The sequence below is a fragment of the Herbaspirillum sp. DW155 genome (assembly GCF_037076565.1).
Lineage (GTDB): Bacteria > Pseudomonadota > Gammaproteobacteria > Burkholderiales > Burkholderiaceae_D > Herbaspirillum.
Genome location: NZ_AP029028.1, coordinates 5,314,698 through 5,338,062, shown reverse-complemented (window position 1 = coordinate 5,338,062; position 23,365 = coordinate 5,314,698). Strand labels below are relative to the sequence as shown.

General features: G+C 63.7%; 22 protein-coding genes. 6 read left to right on the top strand and 16 right to left on the bottom strand.

Translation table 11 applies throughout. The annotated features are described in order from the left end of the window. Positions 1 to 20: 20 nt before the first annotated feature. The 5 genes from AACH55_RS24315 to AACH55_RS24295 form a co-directional block, all read right to left on the bottom strand. Positions 21 to 1,655 (bottom strand): carboxyl transferase domain-containing protein, encoded by a 1,635-nt coding sequence (locus AACH55_RS24315; RefSeq protein WP_338717252.1) that lies wholly within the window; start codon positions 1,653 to 1,655, stop codon positions 21 to 23. Positions 1,656 to 1,735: 80 nt separating this feature from the next. Continuing rightward, entirely contained in the window at positions 1,736 to 2,152 is a 417-nt protein-coding gene (locus AACH55_RS24310) for a YchJ family metal-binding protein (RefSeq protein WP_338717251.1), read from the bottom strand. After that, a complete protein-coding gene (locus AACH55_RS24305; RefSeq protein WP_338717249.1) occupies positions 2,152 to 2,754 on the bottom strand; it encodes a 2-hydroxychromene-2-carboxylate isomerase in 603 nt (200 codons plus the stop codon). Before AACH55_RS24305 ends, AACH55_RS24310 begins: the two co-directional genes overlap by 1 nt. Positions 2,755 to 2,787: 33 nt before the next feature. Next, entirely contained in the window at positions 2,788 to 3,972 is a 1,185-nt protein-coding gene (locus AACH55_RS24300) for an isovaleryl-CoA dehydrogenase (RefSeq protein WP_338717248.1), read from the bottom strand. Between the two features lie 113 nt (positions 3,973 to 4,085). Further along, complete coding sequence (locus AACH55_RS24295; RefSeq protein ID WP_338717247.1) at positions 4,086 to 4,499, bottom strand: MerR family DNA-binding transcriptional regulator; 414 nt, start codon at positions 4,497 to 4,499, stop codon at positions 4,086 to 4,088. Between the two features lie 131 nt (positions 4,500 to 4,630). Between AACH55_RS24295 and AACH55_RS24290 the strand changes: the two genes are divergently transcribed. Continuing rightward, positions 4,631 to 5,695 carry an MBL fold metallo-hydrolase gene (locus tag AACH55_RS24290; RefSeq protein ID WP_338717246.1) on the top strand — a complete coding sequence of 355 codons (1,065 nt, stop codon included), beginning with the start codon at positions 4,631 to 4,633 and terminating at the stop codon, positions 5,693 to 5,695. 109 nt (positions 5,696 to 5,804) lie between these two features. Here AACH55_RS24290 and def read toward each other — a convergent pair whose 3' ends face one another. Continuing rightward, positions 5,805 to 6,323, bottom strand: a complete 519-nt coding sequence (gene def / locus AACH55_RS24285) for a peptide deformylase (protein ID WP_338717245.1) — start codon at positions 6,321 to 6,323, stop codon at positions 5,805 to 5,807. Between the two features lie 303 nt (positions 6,324 to 6,626). On the opposite strand from def, the gene dprA reads away from it, so the two are divergent. The 3 genes from dprA to AACH55_RS24270 all read left to right on the top strand — a co-directional run bounded on the left by dprA (position 6,627) and on the right by AACH55_RS24270 (position 11,405). Continuing rightward, positions 6,627 to 7,778: a DNA-processing protein DprA gene (dprA, locus tag AACH55_RS24280; protein WP_338717244.1), complete on the top strand. Its 1,152-nt coding sequence runs from the start codon at positions 6,627 to 6,629 to the stop codon at positions 7,776 to 7,778. An 88-nt stretch (positions 7,779 to 7,866) separates the two neighbouring features. Next, the gene (locus AACH55_RS24275; protein WP_338717242.1) at positions 7,867 to 8,343 is read left to right on the top strand and encodes a DUF494 domain-containing protein; all 477 of its coding nucleotides are present in this window, start codon (positions 7,867 to 7,869) and stop codon (positions 8,341 to 8,343) included. 392 nt (positions 8,344 to 8,735) lie between these two features. Next, positions 8,736 to 11,405, top strand: coding sequence for a DNA topoisomerase III (locus AACH55_RS24270; RefSeq protein WP_338717241.1), 2,670 nt, complete (start codon positions 8,736 to 8,738; stop codon positions 11,403 to 11,405). Positions 11,406 to 11,618: 213 nt separating this feature from the next. Here AACH55_RS24270 and AACH55_RS24265 read toward each other — a convergent pair whose 3' ends face one another. Next, on the bottom strand, positions 11,619 to 12,395 hold the full coding sequence (locus AACH55_RS24265) for an exodeoxyribonuclease III (RefSeq protein WP_338717240.1): 777 nt from the start codon (positions 12,393 to 12,395) through the stop codon (positions 11,619 to 11,621). 173 nt (positions 12,396 to 12,568) lie between these two features. Here AACH55_RS24265 and pyrE point away from each other — a divergent pair, with 173 nt between their 5' ends. Next, entirely contained in the window at positions 12,569 to 13,228 is a 660-nt protein-coding gene (gene pyrE, locus AACH55_RS24260; RefSeq protein ID WP_338717239.1) for an orotate phosphoribosyltransferase, read from the top strand. A 90-nt stretch (positions 13,229 to 13,318) separates the two neighbouring features. Here pyrE and AACH55_RS24255 read toward each other — a convergent pair whose 3' ends face one another. From AACH55_RS24255 to AACH55_RS24230, 6 genes are all read right to left on the bottom strand, one after another. After that, entirely contained in the window at positions 13,319 to 13,819 is a 501-nt protein-coding gene (locus AACH55_RS24255) for a LapA family protein (protein WP_338717238.1), read from the bottom strand. A 177-nt stretch (positions 13,820 to 13,996) separates the two neighbouring features. Beyond that, positions 13,997 to 14,524, bottom strand: a complete 528-nt coding sequence (locus AACH55_RS24250; protein WP_338717237.1) for a TlpA disulfide reductase family protein — start codon at positions 14,522 to 14,524, stop codon at positions 13,997 to 13,999. A 175-nt stretch (positions 14,525 to 14,699) separates the two neighbouring features. Beyond that, on the bottom strand, positions 14,700 to 15,359 hold the full coding sequence (locus tag AACH55_RS24245) for a BON domain-containing protein (RefSeq protein WP_338717236.1): 660 nt from the start codon (positions 15,357 to 15,359) through the stop codon (positions 14,700 to 14,702). Next, positions 15,352 to 15,948 carry a phosphoheptose isomerase gene (locus tag AACH55_RS24240; RefSeq protein WP_338717235.1) on the bottom strand — a complete coding sequence of 199 codons (597 nt, stop codon included), beginning with the start codon at positions 15,946 to 15,948 and terminating at the stop codon, positions 15,352 to 15,354. Before AACH55_RS24240 ends, AACH55_RS24245 begins: the two co-directional genes overlap by 8 nt. A 121-nt stretch (positions 15,949 to 16,069) precedes the next feature. Further along, positions 16,070 to 16,438 (bottom strand): YraN family protein, encoded by a 369-nt coding sequence (locus AACH55_RS24235; RefSeq protein ID WP_338717234.1) that lies wholly within the window; start codon positions 16,436 to 16,438, stop codon positions 16,070 to 16,072. A 7-nt stretch (positions 16,439 to 16,445) separates the two neighbouring features. Further along, a complete protein-coding gene (locus AACH55_RS24230) occupies positions 16,446 to 17,726 on the bottom strand; it encodes a penicillin-binding protein activator (protein ID WP_338717233.1) in 1,281 nt (426 codons plus the stop codon). Positions 17,727 to 17,738: 12 nt separating this feature from the next. On the opposite strand from AACH55_RS24230, the gene rsmI reads away from it, so the two are divergent. Continuing rightward, positions 17,739 to 18,653 (top strand): 16S rRNA (cytidine(1402)-2'-O)-methyltransferase, encoded by a 915-nt coding sequence (gene rsmI / locus AACH55_RS24225; protein ID WP_338717232.1) that lies wholly within the window; start codon positions 17,739 to 17,741, stop codon positions 18,651 to 18,653. 131 nt (positions 18,654 to 18,784) lie between these two features. Here the strand turns inward: rsmI and AACH55_RS24220 are convergent, their stop codons facing one another. From AACH55_RS24220 to mrdA, 3 genes are all read right to left on the bottom strand, one after another. Then, on the bottom strand, positions 18,785 to 19,990 hold the full coding sequence (locus tag AACH55_RS24220) for a septal ring lytic transglycosylase RlpA family protein (protein ID WP_338717231.1): 1,206 nt from the start codon (positions 19,988 to 19,990) through the stop codon (positions 18,785 to 18,787). Positions 19,991 to 20,164: 174 nt separating this feature from the next. Continuing rightward, complete coding sequence (rodA, locus tag AACH55_RS24215; RefSeq protein ID WP_338717230.1) at positions 20,165 to 21,274, bottom strand: rod shape-determining protein RodA; 1,110 nt, start codon at positions 21,272 to 21,274, stop codon at positions 20,165 to 20,167. A 116-nt stretch (positions 21,275 to 21,390) separates the two neighbouring features. Continuing rightward, on the bottom strand, positions 21,391 to 23,361 hold the full coding sequence (mrdA, locus tag AACH55_RS24210) for a penicillin-binding protein 2 (protein ID WP_338717229.1): 1,971 nt from the start codon (positions 23,359 to 23,361) through the stop codon (positions 21,391 to 21,393). Between the last annotated feature and the right edge of the window lie 4 nt (positions 23,362 to 23,365).

Genomic DNA, 23,365 nt, shown 5'->3' with positions numbered 1-23,365 from the left:
TCTCTCCTCGGTGGCGCGCTTCAGATGCGGAAGACGCCGAAGCGGGTCTCTTCGATGGGGGCGTTCAGGGCGGCGGACAATCCCAGCGCCAGCACCTGACGCGTATCGGCAGGATCGATCACGCCGTCATCCCACAGGCGCGCCGAGGCGTAATACGGATGGCCCTGTGTTTCATATTGGGCGCGGATGGGCTCCTTGAAGGCGGCCTCCTCTTCTGCACTCCAGCTGCCGCCGCGTGTTTCGATGCCATCGCGCCTGACGGTGGCCAGCACGCTCGCGGCCTGTTCGCCGCCCATCACCGAGATGCGCGCATTGGGCCACATCCACAGGAAGCGCGGCGAGAAGGCGCGGCCGCACATGCCATAGTTGCCCGCACCGAAACTGCCACCGATGATGACGGTGAGCTTGGGCACTCTGGCGGTGGAGACGGCCGTGACCATTTTTGCACCATGACGCGCAATGCCTTCGTTCTCGGCCTTCTTGCCGACCATGAAGCCGGTGATGTTCTGCAGGAAGATCAGCGGGATCTTGCGCTGGCAGCACAGTTCGATGAAGTGCGTGCCCTTCTCGGCCGCTTCCGAAAACAGGATGCCGTTGTTGGCGATGATGCCCACGGGCATGCCGTGCAGGTGCGCGAAACCGCACACCAGCGTGGTGCCGTAGCGCGCCTTGAATTCATCGAACGCGCTGGCATCGACGATGCGGGCGATGACCTCGCGCACATCGAAGGGCTTGCGCGTATCGGTGGGGATGACGCCATACAGTTCCTGCGCCGGATAGTTCGGTTCCACGCTCTCGCGCAGGGCCAGCTGCTGCGGCTTGCGGCGGTTGAGGTGGCTGACGATGTTGCGGGCGATGGCCAGCGCATGGGTGTCGTCCCGCGCCAGATGATCGGCCACGCCGGAGAGCCGCGTATGGACGTCGCCGCCGCCCAGCTCTTCGGCCGTCACCACTTCACCGGTGGCCGCTTTGACCAGCGGCGGTCCGGCCAGGAAGATGGTGGCCTGTTCCTTGACGATGATGGATTCATCGCTCATGGCCGGCACATACGCACCGCCTGCGGTGCAGGAGCCCATCACCACGGCGATCTGCGGGATGCCCCTGGCCGACAGGTTGGCCTGGTTGTAGAAGATGCGGCCGAAGTGGTCGCGGTCGGGGAAGACCTCATCCTGGTTGGGCAGGTTGGCGCCGCCGCTGTCGACCAGGTAGATGCAGGGCAGGTGATTGCATTCGGCGATCTCCTGTGCGCGCAGGTGCTTCTTGACCGTCATCGGGTAATAGGTGCCGCCCTTGACGGTGGCGTCGTTGCAGACGATCACGCATTCCTGCCCGGCCACGCGGCCGATGCCGGTGATGATGCCGGCCGAGGGCGCGGCGTCCTTGAGATTGCCGTCGCGGTCCTTTTCGCGATACATGCCGTAGGCTGCCAGCTGCGAGAATTCGAGGAAGGGCGTGCCGGGGTCCAGCAGCATCTGCACGCGCTCGCGCGGCAGCAGCTTGCCGCGTGCCACGTGCTTCTCGCGTGCGGCCGCGCCGCCGCCTTCGGCGATGGCGGCCACCTTCTCGCGCAGGTCGTCGACGATGCGCTGCATGGCATCGCGGTTGTGCTGGAATTCCTCGCTGCGCGGGTTGAGCTTGCTTTCAATCTGCGGCATGGTCTGGTCTCTCTGTTCAGTTTCTTGTTGTGCTGTGAGGCGCGCCGGTGCTGGCTTGGCGGGGCATGGTGCAGAAAACGTCAGTCCTCCGGGAAGCGCCCATCCACGTAATACCAGCGGGCCTGTCCGCTTTCATCGGGCTGGCGCACGAAGTTGCTGATCTCATGCAGGCGGTGCGCTTTTCCGCCGACCTTGAAGCGCGCCACGAATTCGACGGTCGCTTCATCGCTGCCGCTGGCGTGCTGGTGTTTCCTGATGTCCAGGCCGATCCACTTGACGTCGGTTTCGCTGGTCAGTTCTTCTTCCGGCAAGGTGTCGGGGAACCAGGTCGCGCGCAGATAGGCTTCGTCGCGCAGGGCGAAGGCGGTATAGCGCGAGCGCATCAGCAGTTCGGCCGTGGCCGGTATCTCGCCGCCGCTGAGGAAGCGGCCGCAGCATTTCTCGAAGCTGGGCTGGCCGCAGGGGCAGGGGCCGGACTTGTCTTTCTTGTTGCTCATCAGATCTTTCCGTTCTTGAGGAAGGCTTCCAGCTGGGTGAAGCGGTCGAAGCCCCAGAATGGTTCGCCATCGACGATCATGAAGGGCGAGCCGAACACACCGGCCTTGCCGGCCGCCTCGGTGGTGGCGCGCAGCTGGTCCTTCAGTTCGGGCGTGCCCAGCGCCGCTTCCAGTGCGGCGCGGTCGATGCCGTTGTCGGCGGCGATGCGCAACACGTGTTCGGGCACGCTGATGTCGATGTCTTCGGTGAAGTAGGCGCTGTACAAGGTCTTGATCAGGTCCACTGCCTTTGCCGGCTGGGTCTGCTGCACCCACAGCGTGGCGCGTGCCGCGACCTGCGTGCCGATGGGGAAGTTGCTGGGTGCCTTGTAGAAGATGTTATGAAAGCGCGCGGTGCGCTCCATATCGTGACGCGAATACTCGCCCTTGACCGGGATGTTGACCAGCGAATTGGTGCCCAGTGCCTTGAAGATCGGGCCCAGCAGGATAGGGTGCCAGTTGACGCTGCGGCCGTATTTCGCGGCCAGCTTGTCGATTTCGACGGCGGCGAAATAACCATAGGGCGAGCTGAAGTCGAAGTAGAAATCGATGGGGTTGCTCATGATGTCCTGTGTGATTGAAAAAGGGACGTGTGTTCAGAGGGTATCGGCAAACAGTTCGCGGCCGATCAGCATGCGGCGGATTTCGCTGGTGCCGGCGCCGATCTCGTAGAGCTTGGCGTCGCGCCACAGTCGGCCCACGGGATATTCGTTGATGTAGCCATTGCCGCCCAGCGACTGGATCGCTTCGCCGGCCATCCAGGTGGCCTTCTCGGCCGAGTAGAGAATGGCACCGGCGGCATCCTTGCGCAGGGCGCGCACCTTGTCGGCGCTGTCGGCCCGGTCACAGGCCTGGCCGACCGCATAGACGTAGGCCTTGCAGGCCATCATGGTGGAATACATGTCGGCCAGCTTGCCCTGCATGAGCTGGAATTCGCCGATGGCCTGGCCGAACTGCTTGCGGTCATGCACGTAGGGCACGACCACATCCATGCAGGCCTGCATGATGCCCAGCGGACCGCCGGAGAGCACGCTGCGCTCGAAGTCCAGACCCGACATCAGCACGTTGACGCCACGGCCGATGCCGCCCAATACGTTTTCTTCCGGCACCTCACAATCCTGGAACACCAGCTCGCCGGTGTGGGAGCCGCGCATGCCGAGCTTGTCCAGTTTCTGCGCGACGGAAAATCCTTTATATCCTTTCTCTACCAGGAATGCCGTCATGCCGCGCGCACCGGCTTCCAGATCGGTCTTGGCATAGACCACCAGCACGTCGGCGTCGGGGCCGTTGGTGATCCACATCTTGCTGCCGTTGAGCACATAGCGGTCGCCCTTCTTGTCGGCGCGCAGTTTCATGCTCACCACATCCGACCCGGCATTGGGTTCGGACATGGCCAGCGCGCCGATGAAGTCGCCCGCGATCAGCCTGGGCAGGTATTTGCGCTTCTGCTCTTCGTTGCCGTTGCGCTTGATCTGGTTCACGCACAGGTTGGAATGCGCACCGTAGGACAGGCCCACCGAGGCCGAGGCGCGCGAGATTTCTTCCATCGCGATGATGTGGGCCAGATAGCCCAGTCCGGCGCCGCCGTATTCCTCGCCCACGGTGATGCCCAGCACGCCCAGGTCGCCCAGTTTTTTCCACAGGTCCATGGGGAACTGGTCGCTGCGGTCGATCTCGGCTGCGCGCGGGGCGATCTCCGTTTGGGCGAAGGCGGCGACCGCTTCGCGCAGGGCGGCGATGTCGTCGCCGTGGTCGAAAGTGAGGCCGGGCAGGTGGGTCATGGGTGTCTCCTCGTTGAGTAATTGCGGAATTCTTGTTATGGGGTGGAGCGATTGCTGTTGCTTGACGTTAACGTCAATGGAGCGGGTATGCGCGGCGGCAGATGCCGTTTGCGTCAGGCCGCCACGGCCTTGCGTTTGTTCTTCGGTTTGGCATCGGCCAGCAGTTGCCGGCATTGCTCTTCGTGGGCGGCGATTTCGGAGAGGGTCAGTTCCAGGTCTTCGCGCTGCTGTTCCAGTTTTTCGCGATGCTGTTGCAACAGGCCCAGGAAGCGCTGCAGTTGCGGCTGCGTATCCTTGGGCGACTCGTACATGTCGATCAGGTCCTTGATCTCGGCCAGCGTGAAACCCAGGCGCTTGCCGCGCAGCGTGAGCTTCAGGCGCGTGCGTTCGCGCGCCGGATAGACGCGCTGTCGTCCGCCCACGCCTTCGCGCTTGGGATTGAGGATGCCGTGGTCTTCGTAGAACCGGATCGCGCGCGGCGTGATCGCGAATTCTTCCGCCAGTTCGGTGATGGTGTAGGTGGGCATGGGACGGATGGATTGGGTTGGTCTGGCACTTTACGTTAACGTAAAGTATATTGTGCCCTGTCGTCCAGCAAAAAATGCAGGGCTGGCACGGCACCTTACGACTCCCCTCCCGATGATCGCCAGGCTTACTGATGAATGCACTTGAATCCCAGCTCGACTACGCCTTCGGCGACACCCTGCCCGACACCGGCCACACCATGCAAGTGGCACCGGGCGTGCGCTGGCTGCGCATGGGGCTGCCCTTTGCCCTGAATCACATCAATCTCTGGCTGCTGGAAGACGAGGTGGAAACATCGCAAGGCCGCCAGCGCGGCTGGACCGTGGTCGATTGCGGCATCGCCACCGACGATACGCGCACGGCCTGGGAGCGCATCTTCACCGAAGAACTCGATGGCCTGCCCATCGTGCGCGTGCTGGTCACGCATTGCCATCCGGATCACGTCGGTCTTGCCGACTGGCTGTGCCAGCGCTGGCAGGCGCCGCTGTGGATGAGTACCGGTGATTACGCCTTTGCGCGCGTGATGTCGGCGGCCTTGCCGGGGGCCGAGGGCACGGCGGCTACGCCCCATTTCCAGCGCCACGGGCTGGCCGATCCCGGGACGATCGCCACGCTGCAGGGGCGCAATACGTATTACCAGGACCTGGTGCCGGCGGTGCCGCGCGCGTATCACCGCATGCAGGACGGTCACGCGGTGCGCATCGGCGGGCGGGACTGGGAGATCATCACCGGGTTCGGGCATTCGCCGGAGCACGTCTCGCTGTATTGCGCGGCGCTGAACGTGCTCATTTCGGGGGATATGGTGTTGCCGCGCATCTCCACCAATGTGTCGGTGTTTGCCATCGAGCCGGAGAGCAATCCGGTGCAGCAGTATCTGGATTCGCTGGCGAAATATGCGCACCTGCCGGACGATGTGCTGGTGCTGCCTTCGCATGGCAAGCCCTTCCGTGGCTTGCATACGCGCATCCGGCAGCTGAACGATCATCACCGCGAGCGTCTGGCCGAAGTGCTGGAGGCCTGCGCCACGCCGCAGACGGGCGTGGATATCCTGCCGGTGATGTTCAAGCGGCCGCTGGATACGCACCAGTTGTCCTTCGCGCTGGGGGAGGCGGTGGCGCACCTGCACAAGCTCTGGTATGACGGCGCGGTGAAGCGCTTGCTGGGAGAGGACGGGGTGTATCGCTTTGTGGCGATGTAAGCCTTCCTGCATCAATTCATCGCATTGATGCAGATGACGCATCAATGAAAAACGCCGGCGGGGATGACCCGGCCGGCGTTATTTTTTATCTCACGTTCTGGAAGGCGCTTCAGCCCGCCTTCTTCTTCATCTCGCGTTCTTCCTTCTGCAGCTTGGTCTTGATGCGGTTACGCTTCAACGGCGAGAGGTATTCGACGAAGACCTTGCCCTTCAGGTGATCCATCTCATGCTGGATGCACACGGCCAGCAGCTCATCGGCTTCGACCTCGAAGGCCTTGCCGTCGGCATCGAAGGCGCGCACCTTCACGCGGGCCGGGCGTTCCACGCCGTCGTAGATGCCGGGCACCGACAGGCAGCCTTCGTCGTAGACGCGCTTTTCTTCGCTGGCCCAGGTGATCTCGGGGTTGATGAAGACCTGCAGGTTCTTGCTGTCCTCGGAAACGTCGATCACCACCACCTGTTCATGCACGTCCACCTGGGTGGCGGCCAGGCCCACGCCGGGGGCGGCGTACATAGTCTCGGCCATGTCGGCCACCAGCTTCTTGATGCGCTCGTCGAAGACGGTCACGGGGGCGGCGATCTTGTGCAGGCGCGGATCGGGATAACGGAGGATGTTCAGCAGGGCCATACGTGTGTTCTCGGTAAGCTTGGGGTTCGGTCTCGGTGGACCTGGTTCGGGCCGGATCTCGTCATTTTGCGAGCGTGCGGGAAATTCATTTCGGGATTTGTCATGTAAATGCGGCCGAAGCGCGACGCTTCAAGCACGGCCACCGCACAATGCCGGTCCTGGCAGGCCTGTGCGGCGTGGCGCGGCGGCCAGGAGATTCCCGTTTTTCGGAAAAGTGTATCACAGCCCGCCACAGCCCCGCCCGGAGAGCCGCGCCGCACGGCCTTGAGCGGGCGGCAGATGCATAAAACTTCATTTCCCCTCATGCAAGATCATTTCCATCAAGACTGCGCCGATCTGGCGCACTGGCTGCGCCTGGCGATGACCGATGGCATCGGTCCGGTGCTGGCGCGCAGGCTCTTGTCGGTGTTCGGCCTGCCGGGCAATCTCTGGCAGGCCGATGCCCAGGCGCTGCGCGAGGTGGTGCCGGCGCCGGTGGCGGGCAGCTTGTTGCGCGCACCCACGGCGCAGCAATGCGAGCGCATCGCGGCCACGCTGGCGTGGGCGCTGGAGCCGGGGCACCGTGTCGTCACGCTGGCCGATGCGGCCTATCCGCCCGGCCTGCTGCAGATTGCCGATCCGCCCTTGCTGCTGTACCTGCGCGGCAATCCGGAACTGCTCGCGGGCAACGCCCTGGCCGTGGTCGGCAGCCGCAATGCCACTACCCAGGGCGTGATGCACGCGGCGCGCTTTTCGGAAGAGTTGAGCCGCGCCGGCATCACCATCGTCTCCGGACTGGCACTGGGCATCGATGCGGCGGCCCACGCGGGCGGGCTCAGCGGGGCCGGCTCGACGGTGGCGGTCATCGGTACCGGCATCGATCTGGATTATCCCCGGCGCAACCGCGCACTGGCACAACGCATCGCCGAGGAGGGCTGCATCGTCAGCGAATATGCGCTGGGCACGCCGCCGCTGGCGGCCAACTTTCCGCGCCGCAACCGGATCATCTCGGGCCTGTCGCGCGCGGTACTGGTGGTGGAGGCGGCTGCGCAATCGGGTTCGCTGATCACCGCGAGGATGGCGGCCGAGCAGGGCCGCGATGTGTTTGCCATTCCCGGCTCGATTCATGCGCCGCTCTCCAAGGGCTGCCATCAGCTGATCCGCCAGGGCGCCAAGCTGGTGGAGACCACCCAGGACATCCTCGACGAGATGCCGCCCTGGCCCGCATTGTCGGGGCATCAAGCTGTCAGGCAGGCAACTGCCCCGGCGTGCGTGCACGCCCAGCAACAGCGCGAAGATGACGATCCGGCAATGCGCCTGGTACTGCAGAGCCTGGGCCACGATCCGCTCGACGCCGACAGCCTCGCACAGCGCAGCGGGCTGGACGTGGCGGCGCTGGCAGGAATATTGCTCACGCTGGAACTGCAGGGTGCGGTCGAGGTGTTGCCCGGTGCACGTTATCGTCGTCTGGGGTGAAGAAATTAATCCCCCGCAGCGCCGCAAATCCTGCCATACTGGACTTGGCTGACTTGTACATTCATAACCTTCGCGATAGAGTACGAACATGTTTGATGTCCTCGTTTACCTGTACGAAACCTACTATCGCCCCGATGCCTGCCCCGAACCCGAGGCGCTCGTCAAGAAGCTGTCCGCGATTGGTTTCGAAGAAGATGAAATCTCCCAGGCACTCGGATGGCTGACCGATCTTGAAGTCGCCAATCATGAGTTCGCCGACAACTATCCCCGACAGACGGCTTTTTCCTTCGGTACGCGTATCTATGCGCACCAGGAAAGCGATGTCCTGGGCGTGGAAGCCATCGGTTTCATCCAGTTCCTCGAATCGGCCAAGATGCTGGACCCGATCCAGCGCGAGATCGTCATCGAGCGCGCCCTGGCCGCCGGTGAAGCGCCGGTCGGCCTGGAAAAGCTCAAGGTCATCGTGCTGATGGTGCTGTGGAGCCAAGGCAAGGAGCCGGATGGTCTGATGTTCGAGGAACTGTTCCTCGACGAAGACGACACCGAACCGCGCCTGCTGCATTAAAAACCGCATGTCCGCAGTGTCCGTCAGGGCTGGGAGGGAGCCTTGCTGACAACGCGCTGACGCCGCATCTTCGTGCCTTTGCTTCATATAAACGAACAACGGCATGAATGAGCACGAAAGCGGATGAATCACCGAAACGGCAAGCCCTTGTGCTTGCCGTTTCATTTGCATCACGCTTATCATTCCCCCGCATTGGCCCGATATTGGCTACTATATAAAAATTCCGTTGTCCACAGGCAATGAAACGCCGGCCACTTGCCCAGCTCGTTGCCGCCATCGTTTCCCGCCTGGGATGGCATGGCGTTGTTTCCGGATGGTCCGGCCCCACGTGAGGCGGGTGCCGCTTTCGCAACACGCCAGCAACTGACCTCTCAACACCGAGACCCATACTTATGAGCAAGACCCTCATCATTGCCGAGAAGCCCTCTGTCGCGAACGACATCGCGAAGACGCTCGGCGGCTTCACCAAGCACGATGAGTATTTCGAATCCGACGAGTACATCTTGTCCTCGGCCGTCGGTCACCTGCTGGAAATCGCAGTCCCCGAGGAATACGACGTCAAGCGCGGCAAGTGGAGTTTTACGCATCTGCCCATGATCCCGCCGCACTTTGCGCTGAACCCCATCGCCAAGACCGAATCGCGCCTGAAGGTGCTCTCCAAGCTCATCAAGCGCAAGGATGTGACCACCCTCATCAACGCATGTGACGCGGGCCGCGAAGGTGAACTGATCTTCCGCCTCATCGCGCAATACACCAAGGCCAAGCAGCCGGTGAAGCGCCTGTGGCTGCAATCGATGACCCCCGGTGCCATCCGCGAGGGCTTTGCCCATCTGCGCGATGATGAAGAAATGCTCCCGCTGGCCAATGCCGCGCGCTGCCGCAGCGAAGCCGACTGGCTAATCGGTATCAACGGCACCCGCGCCATGACCGCCTTCAATTCCAAGGAAGGCGGCTTCTATCTCACCACCGTGGGCCGCGTGCAGACGCCTACGCTGTCCATCGTGGTGGAGCGTGAAGAGAAGATCAAGAAGTTCGTCCCGCGCGACTACTGGGAAGTGCACGCCGAATTCGTCTGCGCCGCCGGCATCTACAAGGGCCGCTGGCTGGACAAGGGCCACAAGAAGGACGAGGCCGATCCCGAGAAGCGCCCCGAGCGCCTGTGGAGCAAAGCCGCAGCGGATTCCATCGTGGCCGCCTGCCGCGACAAGCCGGGCAACGTCACCGAGGAATCCAAGCCGACCACGCAGATGTCGCCGGGCCTGTTCGATTTGACCAGCCTGCAGCGCGAGGCCAACTCGCGCTTCGGCTTCTCGGCCAAGAACACCCTGGGCCTGGCCCAGGCGCTGTATGAGAAGCACAAGGTGCTGACCTATCCGCGTACCGATTCGCGCCACCTGCCCGAGGACTACATCAACACGGTCAAGGACACCCTGGAGGCGCTGGCCGAGAACAACAACTACCACCAGTTCTCCAAGCAGATCTTGAAGCAAGGCTGGGTCAAGCCCAACAAGCGCATCTTCGACAACACCAAGATCAGCGACCACTTCGCCATCATCCCGACCACCCAGGTGCCCAAGAACCTGTCGGAGCCGGAACAGAAGCTCTACGACCTGGTGACGCGCCGCTTCATGGCGGTGTTCTTCCCGCCGGCCGAGTTCCAGGTGACGACCCGTTTCACGGAAGTGTCGGGCCACCAGTTCAAGAGCGAAGGCAAAGTGATGATCAACCCCGGCTGGCTGGCCATCTACGGCAAGCAGGTCGAGGAAGACGACAAGGACAAGGAAGGCGGCGGCAACCTGGTGGCCGTGGCCCCGGGCGAGAAGGTCAAGACCGACAAGGTGAGCGCCAACGGCCTGGTCACCAAGCCGCCTGCCCGCTACACCGAAGCCACGCTGCTGTCGGCCATGGAAGGCGCCGGCAAGCTGGTGGATTCGGATGAACTGCGCGAAGCCATGGCCGGCAAGGGCCTGGGCACGCCCGCCACGCGCGCGGCCATCATCGAAGGTCTGCTGAACGAAAAGTACCTGATCCGCGAAGGGCGTGAAATGATGCCCACCGCCAAGGCCTTCCAGCTGATGACGCTGCTGCATGGCCTGGGCGTGGATGAGCTGACCGAACCCGAGCTGACCGGCGAGTGGGAACACAAGCTGGCCCAGATGGAGCGCGGCAAGATCAGCCGTGATGAGTTCATGCGCGAGATCGCGCAGATGACCCAGATCATCGTCAAGCGCGCCAAGGAATACGACAACGACACCATCCCCGGTGACTACGCGACGCTGAAGACGCCTTGCCCCAACTGCGGTGGCGTGGTGAAGGAAAATTACCGCCGCTTCGCCTGCACCAAGTGCGAATTCTCGATGAGCAAGGTGCCGGGTGGTCGCCAGTTCGAGATCGCCGAAGTGGAAGAACTGTTGCAGAACCGCACCATCGGCCCGCTGCAGGGCTTCCGCTCCAAGATGGGCCGTCCTTTTGCGGCCATCCTGAAGATTTCGCGCGACGAAGAGATCAAGAACTTCAAGCTGGAATTCGACTTCGGCCAGGATCAGTCCGAAGGCGAAGGCGGCGAGCCGGTCGACTTCAGCGAGCAGACCCCGCTGGGCGCCTGCCCCAAGTGCGGCAGCGGCGTCTACGAGATGGGCCTGGCCTATGTGTGCGAGAAGACCGTGGCCAAGCCCAAGGCCTGCGACTTCCGCAGCAGCCGCATCATCCTGCAGCAGGAGATCCTGCCGGAGCAGATGGCCAAGCTCCTGAACGACGGCAAGACCGACCTGCTGCCGGGCTTCATCTCGCAGCGCACGCGCCGGCCTTTCAAGGCCTTCCTGGTGCGTGGCAAGGATGGCAAGATCAGCTTCGAGTTCGAGGAACGCAAGGCCAAGGCCCCCGCCAAGGGCAAGGCGGCGGCCGCGGACGCCGATGACGGTGCCGACGAGGCAGTCGCCAAGAAGGCCGCCAAGAAGGCGGCGACCAAGACCACCGCCACCAAGACCAAGGCGGCAGCAGCGGCCAAGAAGCCGGCCCTGCGCAAGGCGACTCCGAAGAAGGCCGCCGCTCCCGACGCCTGATTTTCTGGCGGCCGGAAACGACAAAGCCCTCGCACTTCACGGTGCGAGGGCTTTAGTTTTTTTACGAACGATTTTCACCTCTCCCCGTTCGGACCGAGTAGGCCCGTCAGGGCCGTATCGAAGGCGCTCCGTCGATCAGAATCCGGCGCGTCTTCTATACGCGGTTGCGCCGCTACCCAGTCCGAACGGCAGGTGAAAGATTCTTCACCACGTTCAGTCGCTGTACACCACCGTCAACGGCGCGTGATCCGAGAAGCGCTGCTCCTTGTAGATCGCCGCGCTCACCGCCCTGGCCGCGATGCCCGGCGTGGAGACGTGATAATCGATACGCCACCCCACGTTGTTGGCCCAGGCCTGGCCGCGATTGCTCCACCAGGTGTAGGCTTCGCCGGTGGTCTCCGGATGCAGACGGCGATACACATCCACCAGGCCCAACTGGTCGAAAATGCGCGTCATCCAGGCGCGTTCTTCCGGCAAAAAGCCTGAATTCTTCTGGTTGCTCTTCCAGTTCTTCAGGTCGATTTCCTTGTGGGCGATGTTCCAGTCGCCGCAGATGACCACTTCACGGCCGCTCTTTTCCAACTCCATCAGGTGCGGCAGGAAGGCTTCCATGAAGCGGAACTTGGCTTCCTGGCGCTCCTCGCTGGAGGAACCCGAAGGCGCATAGAGCGAGATCACGGTCAGGTCGCCATAGTCGCATTCGACATAGCGGCCTTCGTCATCGAATTCGGTATTGCCGAAGCCGATGCGCACCGAGTCCGGCTGGCGGCGGCTGTAGACGCCCACGCCCGAGTAGCCCTTCTTTTGCGCGTAGTGGAAATGGCCGACGTAGCCCGCCGGGGCCAGGAAGTCTTCGGTCATGTCGGCCGCCTGGGCCTTCAGTTCCTGCACACACACGAAGTCCGGCGCTTCCTTTTGCATCCATTCGAAAAAGCCCTTCTTGGCGGCCGAGCGGATTCCGTTGAGGTTGGCGGAGACGATTTTTGGCATGGATGTCCTGTTTGCTTGCTGCGCAAGAGTGTTCATTGAGCCCGGTAGCATAACCGATAGGATGAATCATTTAAAATGGCGGCCTGATGAAGGCTTTGCCACCCCCTGCCTTGCCTTCGGGCAAGCGGGCGCGGTCCGCACCTTCCGTTTTGACTCTTCCCGGGAAATGCATTGTGAGCAACTTGAGACAGGAATTCATCGAATTCGCGGTATCGGCCGGCGTGCTGCGCTTTGGCGAATTCGTCACCAAGGCAGGCCGTACCTCGCCTTACTTCTTCAACGCCGGCCTCTTCAGCGAGGGCGCGACCCTGGCGCAGGTGGCCCGCTTCTACGCCCAGACCCTTCAGGATTGCGGCGTGGAATATGACATGCTGTTCGGCCCCGCCTACAAGGGCATCACCCTGGCCTCGGCCACCGCCGTGGCGCTGGCCGGCATGGGCCGCAACGTCCCCTTCGCCTTCAACCGCAAGGAAGCCAAGGACCACGGCGAAGGCGGCACCATCGTCGGCGCCAAGCTGCAGGGCAAGGTCGTGATCATCGATGACGTCATCTCGGCCGGCACCTCGGTGCGCGAATCGGTGGACATGATCCGCGCCGCCGGTGCCACCCCCTGCGCCGTGCTGATCGCGCTGGACCGCATGGAGCGCTCGGGCAAGGATGGTGCGCTCTCCGAACTGTCGGCGGTGCAGGAAGTGGCGCGCGAATACGGCATGCCGGTCATTTCCATCGGTAACCTCAATGACCTCTTCGAGTACATTTCCAACGGCGGCGATGCCCGCCTGAGCCAGTACAAGGATGCCGTGGCAGCCTATCGGACCCGTTACGGCGTCTAAGTGCCCTGGAAATGCCGCTAAAAGGCATTAAATGAAGAAAAAGGCTGGATCCGCGAGGTTCCGGCCTTTTTTGCGCATGCGTTGGAAGGTTTATGCCAGATTCTGGACCACTCCCGCCGCGCGCTGACGCTGCAGCCGGTCGTCCAGCTCGCCGACCTGGGCCGCCACGGCATTTTCGGTCTGTTCCACGCGCAGGTGGATGTCACGCTGCAAGGCATCCAGGCGCTGCGCCAGCAGGGTCTGCTGTTCGGTCTGGCGGCGCTGCAGCTGTTCCAGCTCGGCCTTCAGATAGCCGCGCAGATCGTTGAAGCGCGAATGCTCGGCCTGGTCCGCCAGGGCGCGCTGGGCTTCGAGCTGCTTGGTCAGGCGCCGGCTTTCCAGCATCACGGTGGTCTGCAGGGCCAGGATGTAGAGCAGGAAGAAGGCCGTCAGCACGATCACCACGCCCAGCATCACCGCGCCCAGCGGCGCCTGGAACTCGGTGTAGATCAGCGACAGCGTGGTCGTGGCCGTAAAGGCCGTCCAGTTGACGGCGGCGAAGAGGGCGACCAGCGCCAGCAGCACGATCAGGAAAATGGTCCGGAATTTCATGTCAGCCTCCTTTGTTGTGAAGGTGTCGGCAGAGGCACGCGAGTGCTTGTCATGTCGGCAATATGAAACTCTTGGACTACGGCACGCATGGGGATGTTCCTTGCAGTTGCCTTCCTGCAATCGGAAATGAAAAAGCCGGCATCAAGCCGGCTCTTGGGACAGCGTAGCGGAGACGACTCAGGCGGCCGCCAGTGCCTTTTCCAGCAACTGATGCAATTCGGCAAACTGCGGTTCGCCCACGTAGCGCTTGATGATGTTGCCATCCTTGCCGATGACGAAGGTGGTCGGGGTCAGCTTGACGTCGCCGAAGGCCTTGGCCAGCTTGTCTTGCGGGTCCAGGGCGACCTTGAAGGGCAGCTTGCGGGTTTCGGTGTAGTTCAGCACGTAGTTGGGCGGGTCATAGCTCATGGCCACGGCCACGAAGTCCAGGCCACGGTCCTTGAACTTGTTGTAGGTCTCGATCATCTTCGGCATCTCGCCCACGCAGGTGGTGCAGCTGGTGGCCCAGAAATTGACCATGACCACCTTGCCGCGCAAGTCCTTCAGCGCGACCTGCTGGCCATCGAGCTTGGTGAAGGTGACGTCGGGCGCGGCGTTGCCGGCACTGACTTTGAAATAGGCGAAGGCGGCGATGGCCGCCACCAGGGCGACTGCGGCCAGCTTGATCATGAGACCGCTCCTGGGAGCGTTTGCCTGTGCTTGCATGGGAAACTCCGGATGGGCAATGCCGAAAGAGGCAAAAGAGGCGCGCAAGGTTTCTTATGCGGCCCCGTTGAACTGAAGCATTATAGACCGCCGCGCCAGAGCGTGCGGGCGGGGCCCCACGTGAAAACCGCCGGACGGACCGGCGGTTTGACCTGCATCAGGGGCGACCCTGCACTCAGCTGGTGGACTTGTTCTCGTCGGCCGGCTTGCGTTGGTAATCCTTCAACTGGTCCTCGGTGATGTACTCGAACAGGGTGATGACCTTGTTCACGCCCGAGACGCCGCTGGCGATCTGCGCCGCACGCTGCCCTTCACGCTGGGTCACGCGGCCCATCATGTAGACGATGCCGCGTTCGGTGGTGATCTTGAAGGCGCTGGAGTACAGCGTCTTGTCGTCCACCAGGCTGGCCAGCACCTTGCTGGTGATGAGCGCATCGCTGGAACGCGAACCGAAGCTGGACGCAGGGCCCACTTCCAGTTCGTTGTACACCGTCTCGACGTTCTGGATGGCCTTGGTTTCACGCTCGGCGGCGGCCTTGGAGGCTTCGTCGGGCACTTCGCCGGACAGCAGCACCTTGCGGTTGAAGGCCGTCACGTTGACGTGGGAGCCGGCGGCCACCACGTCGGGGATGCGGGCTTCGCCCTTGACCACGATCGATTTGTCTTCCGTCTGCGCGCCCAGGGTACGGCGGTCGGTGGCGGCAAAGGTGGTCGCCAGCGCACCGCCGGCAAACACCGCAAAACAGCCCTGCAGGCTCACGGCCACCATGCCGCCGAGGGCCACTGCGGCCAGCGGGCGGCGCAGGCGGGTCAACAACGATCGTGCATCACTCATTCGCATCATCTCCAAAAAGCGCGACGTCGATACCGTCGCAAATGCAGTGCAGCGACACCAGATGCACTTCCTGGATGCGCGCGGTACGGTCATGCGGCACACAGATATGCACATCGGCATCGGTCAGGATCTTGCCGATCTTGCCACCACCCTTGCCGGTCAGCGCCACCACGCGCATGTCGCGTTCGTGGGCCACTTCGATGGCGGCCAGGATGTTGCCCGAATTGCCCGAGGTCGAGAAGGCCAGCAGGATATCGCCGGCCTGGCCGAAGGCCTGGACTTGCTTCGAGAAGATTTCCTGGTAGCTGTAATCGTTGCCGACCGCCGTGAGGATGGACGTATCGGTGGTCAGGGCCAGGGCCGGCAGCGGCAGGCGCTCGCGTTCGAAGCGGCCCACCAGTTCGGCGGCGAAGTGCTGACTGTCAGCGGCCGAACCGCCATTGCCACAGGCAAGAATCTTGTTGCCATTCGACAGTGCAGTGAACATAAGTTCAATCGCCTGTTCGATCGGTTGTGCCAACACGTTGGCGGCCTTCATCTTCAGGTCGGCGCTTTCCTGGAAATGGGCGAGGATGCGGGGATTTGTCATAGTGCCTGCGATTATAGAGGACTTGAATGCGGCCAAGTCCGGGCAATTCGTAAAGAGAAGTTTCCGGAGTCCGGTCGCACATGATACGCCAGCCCAGGCGGGATGCACCAATGCTGCCCGTTCAGGCGCTGATGGCGTTGCGCAGCCACTGCAACCGGCTGCCCTCGAAGGCGATCACGTCGAAGCGGCAGGGAGGCAGTCCGGCTTGTCCTTGCAGCCAGACCTGGGCCGCCAGCAGCAGGCGCCGCTGCTTGGCCGGCGTGACGCTGGCCGCCGCCCCGCCGAAGGCGGCACTGGCGCGGGCGCGTACTTCCACGAAGACCACCGTGGCGCCTTCACGCAGGATCAGGTCGATCTCGCCGCCCTTGCAACGGAAATTGCGCTCCACCAGCGACAAGCCCTGGCGCTGCAGATAGGCCAGGGCCTGGTCCTCGGCGGCATCGCCGCTGCGCTGGCGGGCGGTCCTGTGCAGCAGATCGCGCAGCGTCACGGCCGCCTCAGTACTGGTCGGCCAGCGGTACCGGCCAGCCGTCCTGGTAGACGGCCTGGGTTTCCTGGCGCTGGAAGAAGGTGGTGCCGCCGCTGGCCATGTTCACGCTCAGGCGTCCGGTGACGCCATCGATGTCGAAGGCCGATTGCCGCTGGGCCAGGCCATAGGCGACCCGATAGGCATCGATGCCCAGGGCGTACAGGCGCGCCAGGTCGGGATTGGGACGCTCGCCGTCATTGACGGCCGGACGCGGATAGCGGGCCACGGCCACGTTGTCCGGCTGCAGTTGCCAGGGGACATCGATCAGGCGCACTCCATCCAGTTCGGGCAGCTTGTCGTTGGGGTTGTCGCGCTTGAGGGTGTAGGGATTGATCTGCGAGGTGCCGTACAGCGGCAGGTCGTTGCCCACGGCGTTGCGCAGCTGCACGGTCTGCGCCGCATCCAGGGCCACGAAGATCAGGGCCGGCTTTTCCTGCTCCACACGTCTGGCCAGTTGCGCCAGGCCGGGGGCGGAGAGGGCGTTGGAGGGCGTGCTCAGCTCCAGCGTGTCGACCTGCATGCCCAGCTGGCGCGCGCGCAGCTGGAAGGAACGGGCGGCGCGCTTTTGCCAGGCGGTGCCGGTGGACACGGCGAAGATCTTGCCGGGCGCCTTTTCCTTCTCGACCCAGTTGGCGACCTGGCGCGCTTCTTCATCAATGGACAGGCCCACCGCCAGCATCTGCGGCGGCAGCTGCAATTCGGCTTCGCCATTCATATCGGGCTGGGCCAGCGCCACCGTGGGTTTGGTCACGCGGCCGCTCTGGGCGAGTGCAGTCACGGCGCTGCGTGAAAGCGGGCCGACCAGGATGTCGTATTTGGTGGCGGCGTCGTCATAGGCGCGCTGCATGTCGGGCGCGGAGTCGCCGGTCTCGACGATGGACAGCTGGATGTTTTCCTTCTGGCGCGAATAGGCCGTCAGGAAGCCGGTGCGTACCGCATCGGCGGCGGCCCCGAAGGCGCCGCTGCGGGAAGGCAGCAGCAGGGCCATGCGTACGGGTGTCGGGGTGGGGGCGGGAGCCGATAGTGCGGGCGTGGTTGGTACGGGGGGCAGGGCGGATGTACCTTCGGCCGCTTTTTCCATCTCCGGCGAAGTGCCCGGCGGCAGCGTCAGCGGGGCGGCAGGGGTGGCAGCCTGGGCCAGCAGAGGTACACTGTCGCCTGCTGCGGCGCTGGCCGTCATCATCCATGGTGCCAGCATGCCTGCCAGCAGTGCCGCGTGCGCGGTCCATTTCTTCCAACCTGTGAACATCCCGCCCCCTCAATGAATCAGAATTCCAGCGTAGCCGCTTCCATCCTGCAGGATGCCGCCCAGCAAAGCTATCCGGTGTCGGCATTATATGTGCTGGCCACGCCCATCGGAAACGTCTGCGACATCACCCTGCGCGGCCTGCATGTGCTGGCCATCGCCGATGCGGTGGCCTGCGAGGATACCCGCAATACCAGCCAGTTGCTGCAGCGCTATGGCCTGTCCAAACAGCTGCTGGCGACCCACGAACACAACGAGCGCGAAGCCGCCGCCAAAATCGTCGAGCGGCTGCAGGCAGGCCAGCGCGTGGCCCTGGTCTCGGACGCCGGCACACCGGCCGTCTCCGACCCCGGCGCCCGTGTAGTGGACGCCGTGCGCGCCGCAGGGTTCCAGGTCATTGCGCTGCCCGGTGCGTCGGCGGCGGTGACGGCCTTGTCGGCCTCGGGCCTGAGCGATGCGCGGTTCTATTTCGTCGGCTTCCTGCCGGCCAAGACCCGGCAGCGCGAAACGGCCCTGCAGGAACTGGTCGCCGTGCAGGCGGCCCTGGTGTTCTATGAAGCCCCGCATCGCATCGTCGAGACGGTGCAGTCGATGCTGCAGGTGTTCGGGCCGACGCGCCAGATCGTATTGGCGCGTGAGCTGACCAAGCTCTTCGAGCACATCCATCGCTGCCCGCTGGGTGAGGCGCTGGCCTGGCTGGAACAGGATCCCAACCGCCAGCGCGGTGAATTCGTGGTCTTGCTGGAAGGAGCGCAGCCGGTTGAAGGCGAGGATGCCGAGGGCGAGCGCGTGCTGCGCATCCTGCTGGAAGAGTTACCGGTCAAGCAGGCCGCCGCGCTGGCCGCGCAGATCACCGGCCAGAAAAAGAATGCCTTGTACGAGCGCGCCCTGCAGATCCGGCAGGGCGGTCAAGAGGATGGCGCGGCCTGAGACGCCTCAACTCACCCGGTAGAGCCCGCCGGGGGCCCTAAATGAAGGTTTGCGCGGAGCCGCCCGTGTATCGGCCGCCGCAGGGCCATCTGCACAAGGCAGGTGAACATTTTTCCCAAAACTGAGGAAATTCAGCGCTCCACGATGAAGGGCGTGCCGGCGCTGCGCTGGCGCACCAGCATGGCGGCATTCTGCGCGGCCGGGCGGGTCGGGTAGGGGCCGGCGTAGAGGCGATAGAGGCCGTTGACCTGCACCGCCTGCATGTTGTCGACGATGCCCGTGAGGCTGGGCAGCAGCTTGTCGCGCGCCACCAGGGCATTGGCTTCCTGCGAATAGGCGCCGAACTGCAGGTAGTAGCCGGCCGTCAGCGGCACGGCCTGGGGCATGGCCGGCGAGGGTGCCGAACCGCTGGCCACGGCATTGATGATGCCACCGCCACCGGCCAGCCCGGCGCCGCCTGCGGCACTGGTGGTGCTGGCGTTGATGGGCTGCACCGCAGCGACGGTAGGCTGCGGCGGCAGGCTTTGTGCGGTCACGGTATTGATTTCCACTGCGCCGGTGGCCACCCCTTGGCTACCGGCGCCTGTATCGGCGGCGCGGTTGATGGGATCGGCGGCCGCCACCGTGGTGGTGCCGCCATTGCGGCGGGCATCGGCCATGCGCTGGGCCTCTTCCGGCAGGATGCGCTCGACTTCCAGTTCGCTGCTGCCGTTACCCAGATAGCCGAGCTTGAGCGCGGCCGTATAAGAAAGATCGATGATGCGGTTGGAGTGGAACGGACCCCGGTCATTGATGCGCACGATGACCTGCTTGCCGGTCTTCAGGTTGGTCACCCGGGCATAGGACGGGATGGGCAGCGTGGGGTGCGCGGCCGTCATCTTGTACATGTCGTAGAGCTCGCCCGAGGAGGTCTTCTGGCCGTGGAATTTCTTGCCATACCAGCTGCCGATGCCGCGCTGGATGAAGGGCTGGTTGTTATCCGTGATGGGCACGTAGGTCTTGCCGAACACCGCATAGGGGCGGCTGGCGGCCTTGGAGACCGGTTCCACCTGCGGTTCGGCATCGGCCACGTCCAGCAGGCCATCGGGGATATGGTCGCCCGGGCCGTCATCCTTGTAGTAGCCGCCCCGTCCGGAGCCTGCCGGCGGCAGCGCCGGGACGTTGGAGGGCCGTCCGCTGGACTTGGTGGCGGTGCCCGTCGCCTCTGCGGTCTGGCGCGGCGCCTGCTGCGTGGTGCCGCAGGCGGCCAGCAGCAAGGGCAGCAGCAGCGTGCCCCAGCGCAGGGCCGCGCCCAGAGGGGCGAGCCGGTCGTGATGTTCTAGAGTGGATGTGCCCATAGCCTGTCCTTGATCAACAGTCGATGCGCGGGGCCTGGTGAGGCCGGCCCCGGCCGGAATGTTCGCAACGATACCAGAGTGCAATGCACCGAGGCTGACAACTCGTCAGTGCCGCAAGTTCACGGGCCCTTGACCGGAGTGTCCGCCGGGCAACAACGAAAGTGCGCCTGCCGGTCAGCTTTGCACCAGCTTGCGGTGCCGCTGGATGCTCATCAGGATGCCCGCCCCCAGGCCCAGCGTCACCAGGGCGGTGCCGCCATAGCTCATGAAGGGCAGCGGCACGCCGACCACCGGAAGGATACCGCTGACCATGCCCATGTTCACGAAGGCATAGGTGAAGAAGATCATGGTGATGGCCCCGCCCAGAAGGCGCGTGAAGAGCGTCGGCGCATTGGCCGTGATCATCAGGCCGCGTCCGATCAGCAGCAGGTACAGCACCAGCAGCACGATGTTGCCGATGAGCCCGAACTCTTCCGAGTAGACCGAGAAGATGAAGTCGGTGGTGCGTTCCGGGATGAATTCCAGGTGCGTCTGCGTACCCATCAGCCAGCCCTTGCCGGTCACCCCGCCCGAGCCGATGGCGATGGTCGACTGGATGATGTGAAAGCCCTTGCCGAGTGGATCGGAGGTCGGGTCGATCAGCATCATGACGCGCTGACGCTGGTAATCGTGCATGAAGGACCACACCACCGGCAGGCTGGCTGCGCCGGCGATGACCAGGCCCACCAGGATCTTCCAGGGCAATCCGGCAAAGAAGATCACGTAGAAGCCCGCCGCCAGCACCAGCAGGCCCGTGCCCAGGTCAGGCTGGCGGATGATCAGGAAGCCCGGAATCAGCAGCAGCACCGCCGCCACCAGGAAGGCATCCCAGCGCAGCATGCCTTCGCGCTTCTGGAAGTACCAGGCCAGCATCAGCGGCATGGCGATCTTCATGATTTCGGAAGGCTGCACCACCATGCCGATGTTGAGCCAGCGGCGCGAACCCTTCTTGATGATGCCGAACAGGGCCACCGCAATCAACAGCGTCACCCCCACCGTGTAGACCGGCACGGCCATGCGCAGCAGCAGCTGCGGCGAGACGTTGGCGGCGATCCACATGATGATGAAGGCCACCAGGATGTTGCGCAGCTGGTCTTCCACCCGGCCCGGGAAATTCATCCCGGCCGAATAGAGCGTGACGATGCCCACGCAGACGATCAGGAACACGATCAGCGACAGGGCGCCGTCGAATACCGTCAGGTGCGGCTTGATGATGTGCCACAGGGGCGGACGTTGCAGGCTCATGCCGGCTCCTCGTGCGTACTGCTTGTTGCGGTGTCAGGCCTTGCGCCGGGCCGTGGCCTTGCGCAAGCGTTCATATCAGCGGCCGGAAGTGCCAGGGTGCCAGCGGGGCACAGGCGTCATTCCTGCACATCCGGCTGGACCGTCGGCGTGGTGGCGCTTTCCTCGGTGGTCGGGCCTTCGACGGGCGTATCGGCGCTCACCGGCTCATTGGGCGCCACCGACTTGATCGGCTCGTTGGGGCGCTTGCCCAGCATGAAGTAGTCCATCGCCTTGCGCACCAGCGGCGCGGCCACGCCGGCACCCCAGCCACCGTTCTCGACCACCGCGGCAATGGCGATGCGCGGCGCATCGGCCGGGGCAAAGCCGATATAGAGACCATTGTCGTGGAAGATGCGCGAGAGCTTCTTCGAATCATACTTCTGGTTCTTGGCGATGTTGATCACCTGCGCCGTACCGGTCTTGCCGCCCGATTCGTAGGGTGCCCCCCGGAAGGCGGCGGCACCCGTGCCTTCCTTGACCACGCCGACCATGGCGCGCTTGATGAAGTCGATGTTTTCCTGATTCAGGGGAATGCGATAGCTTTCCTTGGGCACGGTCTCGGTGCGCTCGTGGCTGACGCCATCCTCGATGATCTTGACCAGGTGCGGCTTCATCACCACGCCGTTGTTGGCCAGGATGGCCGTGGCCTGCGCCAGTTGCAGCGGGGTGAAGCTGTTGTAGCCCTGGCCGATGCCCAGCGACACGGTATCACCGGCGATCCAGCGCTTCTGTTCGGGTTTGCGGAAGGCGGTGCGCTTCCAGTCGGTGGAGGGCAGGATGCCGCGCTTTTCGTGTTCCAGGTCGATGCCGGTGATCTGGCCGAAGCCGAAGGGCTTCATGAAGTCATGGATGGCATTGACCCCCATGTCGTTGGCCAGCATGTAGTAGTAGGTGTCGCACGACACCACGATGGAGCGGTACATGTCGACGACACCGTGGCCGCCTTCCTTGTCATCGCGGAAACGGTGGTTGCCCAGCACGAAGAAGCCGGGATCGCGGATGGCATCCTGCGGACGGCGTTTGCCCAGCTCCAGCGCGGCCAGCGCCATGAAGGGTTTGTAGGTCGAACCGGGCGAATACAGGCCCGACAGCGGCCGGTTCAGCAGCGGCCGGTCGGGCGATTTGTTCAACTCATCCCAGCTCTGCTGGTCGATGCCTTCGACGAACAGGTTGGGGTCGTAGGAGGGCTGCGAGACGTAGGCCAGGATGTCGCCGGTGGCCGGGTTGATCGCCACCAGCGCACCCTTCTGGTCGCCGAAGGCTTCTTCCACCACCTTCTGCAGCTCGATGTCGATGGACAGGATCAGGTTCTTGCCCGGCGTGGCCGGGGTGCGCGAGAGTGAGCGCACCGCCCGTCCGCTGGCCGAGATTTCCACTTCCTCGTAGCCGGTGGTGCCGTGCAGCTGGGTCTCGTAGCTCTTTTCCAGGCCTTCCTTGCCGATGTAGTCGGTGCCGTTGTAGTTGGCTTCGTCATCGGAGTCGGCGATGCGCTCGGCATCGCGCTGGCTGATGCGGCCGATGTAGCCGATCACGTGCGCGGCGGTCTTGCCGTACGGATACTGGCGGAACAGGCGCGCCTGCACCTCCACGCCGGGGAAGCGATAGCGCTGCGCGGTGAACTTGGCCACTTCCTCATCGGTTAAGCGGGTGCGGATGGGCACGCTTTCGAAGTTCTTGGATTCTTCCTGCAGGCGGCGGAAGCGGCGGCGGTCACGCGGCTGGATTTCCACGATGGTGCCCAGCTCGTCGATCAAGTCATCGATGTTGGTCTTGATCTTGGAGGGCGTGATTTCCAGCGTATAGGCCGAATAGTTGCGGGCCAGCACCACGCCGTTGCGGTCCAGGATCAGGCCCCGGTTGGGCACGATGGGCACCACCGAGATGCGGTTTTCCTCGGCCTGGGCGGCATAGGCATCGTGGCGCACCACCTGCAGCCACAAGAAGCGCGCCAGCAGCAGGCTGAAGCACACCAGCACCACGGCGCTGGCTGCCAGGAGGCGCATCCGGAACAGCCTCAGCTCATGCGCGGTATTCTTGAATTCGGTCATGCTG

What these genes read in the sequence shown, in the direction of transcription:
- def (WP_338717245.1), bottom strand. Translation starts at nt 6,323, where the DNA reads ATGGCCCTGCTGAACATCCTCCGTTATCCCGATCCGCGCCTGCACAAG.
- rodA (WP_338717230.1), bottom strand. Translation starts at nt 21,274, where the DNA reads ATGAGCCTGCAACGTCCGCCCCTGTGGCACATCATCAAGCCGCACCTG.
- AACH55_RS24220 (WP_338717231.1), bottom strand. Translation starts at nt 19,990, where the DNA reads ATGGGCACATCCACTCTAGAACATCACGACCGGCTCGCCCCTCTGGGC.
- AACH55_RS24265 (WP_338717240.1), bottom strand. Translation starts at nt 12,395, where the DNA reads ATGCCAAAAATCGTCTCCGCCAACCTCAACGGAATCCGCTCGGCCGCC.
- AACH55_RS24245 (WP_338717236.1), bottom strand. Translation starts at nt 15,359, where the DNA reads ATGAGTGATGCACGATCGTTGTTGACCCGCCTGCGCCGCCCGCTGGCC.
- AACH55_RS24255 (WP_338717238.1), bottom strand. Translation starts at nt 13,819, where the DNA reads ATGAAATTCCGGACCATTTTCCTGATCGTGCTGCTGGCGCTGGTCGCC.
- AACH55_RS24240 (WP_338717235.1), bottom strand. Translation starts at nt 15,948, where the DNA reads ATGACAAATCCCCGCATCCTCGCCCATTTCCAGGAAAGCGCCGACCTG.
- AACH55_RS24310 (WP_338717251.1), bottom strand. Translation starts at nt 2,152, where the DNA reads ATGAGCAACAAGAAAGACAAGTCCGGCCCCTGCCCCTGCGGCCAGCCC.
- rsmI (WP_338717232.1), top strand. Translation starts at nt 17,739, where the DNA reads ATGAATCAGAATTCCAGCGTAGCCGCTTCCATCCTGCAGGATGCCGCC.
- AACH55_RS24305 (WP_338717249.1), bottom strand. Translation starts at nt 2,754, where the DNA reads ATGAGCAACCCCATCGATTTCTACTTCGACTTCAGCTCGCCCTATGGT.
- dprA (WP_338717244.1), top strand. Translation starts at nt 6,627, where the DNA reads ATGCAAGATCATTTCCATCAAGACTGCGCCGATCTGGCGCACTGGCTG.
- mrdA (WP_338717229.1), bottom strand. Translation starts at nt 23,361, where the DNA reads ATGACCGAATTCAAGAATACCGCGCATGAGCTGAGGCTGTTCCGGATG.
- AACH55_RS24295 (WP_338717247.1), bottom strand. Translation starts at nt 4,499, where the DNA reads ATGCCCACCTACACCATCACCGAACTGGCGGAAGAATTCGCGATCACG.
- AACH55_RS24230 (WP_338717233.1), bottom strand. Translation starts at nt 17,726, where the DNA reads ATGTTCACAGGTTGGAAGAAATGGACCGCGCACGCGGCACTGCTGGCA.
- AACH55_RS24290 (WP_338717246.1), top strand. Translation starts at nt 4,631, where the DNA reads ATGAATGCACTTGAATCCCAGCTCGACTACGCCTTCGGCGACACCCTG.
- AACH55_RS24300 (WP_338717248.1), bottom strand. Translation starts at nt 3,972, where the DNA reads ATGACCCACCTGCCCGGCCTCACTTTCGACCACGGCGACGACATCGCC.
- AACH55_RS24250 (WP_338717237.1), bottom strand. Translation starts at nt 14,524, where the DNA reads ATGCAAGCACAGGCAAACGCTCCCAGGAGCGGTCTCATGATCAAGCTG.
- AACH55_RS24275 (WP_338717242.1), top strand. Translation starts at nt 7,867, where the DNA reads ATGTTTGATGTCCTCGTTTACCTGTACGAAACCTACTATCGCCCCGAT.
- AACH55_RS24315 (WP_338717252.1), bottom strand. Translation starts at nt 1,655, where the DNA reads ATGCCGCAGATTGAAAGCAAGCTCAACCCGCGCAGCGAGGAATTCCAG.
- AACH55_RS24270 (WP_338717241.1), top strand. Translation starts at nt 8,736, where the DNA reads ATGAGCAAGACCCTCATCATTGCCGAGAAGCCCTCTGTCGCGAACGAC.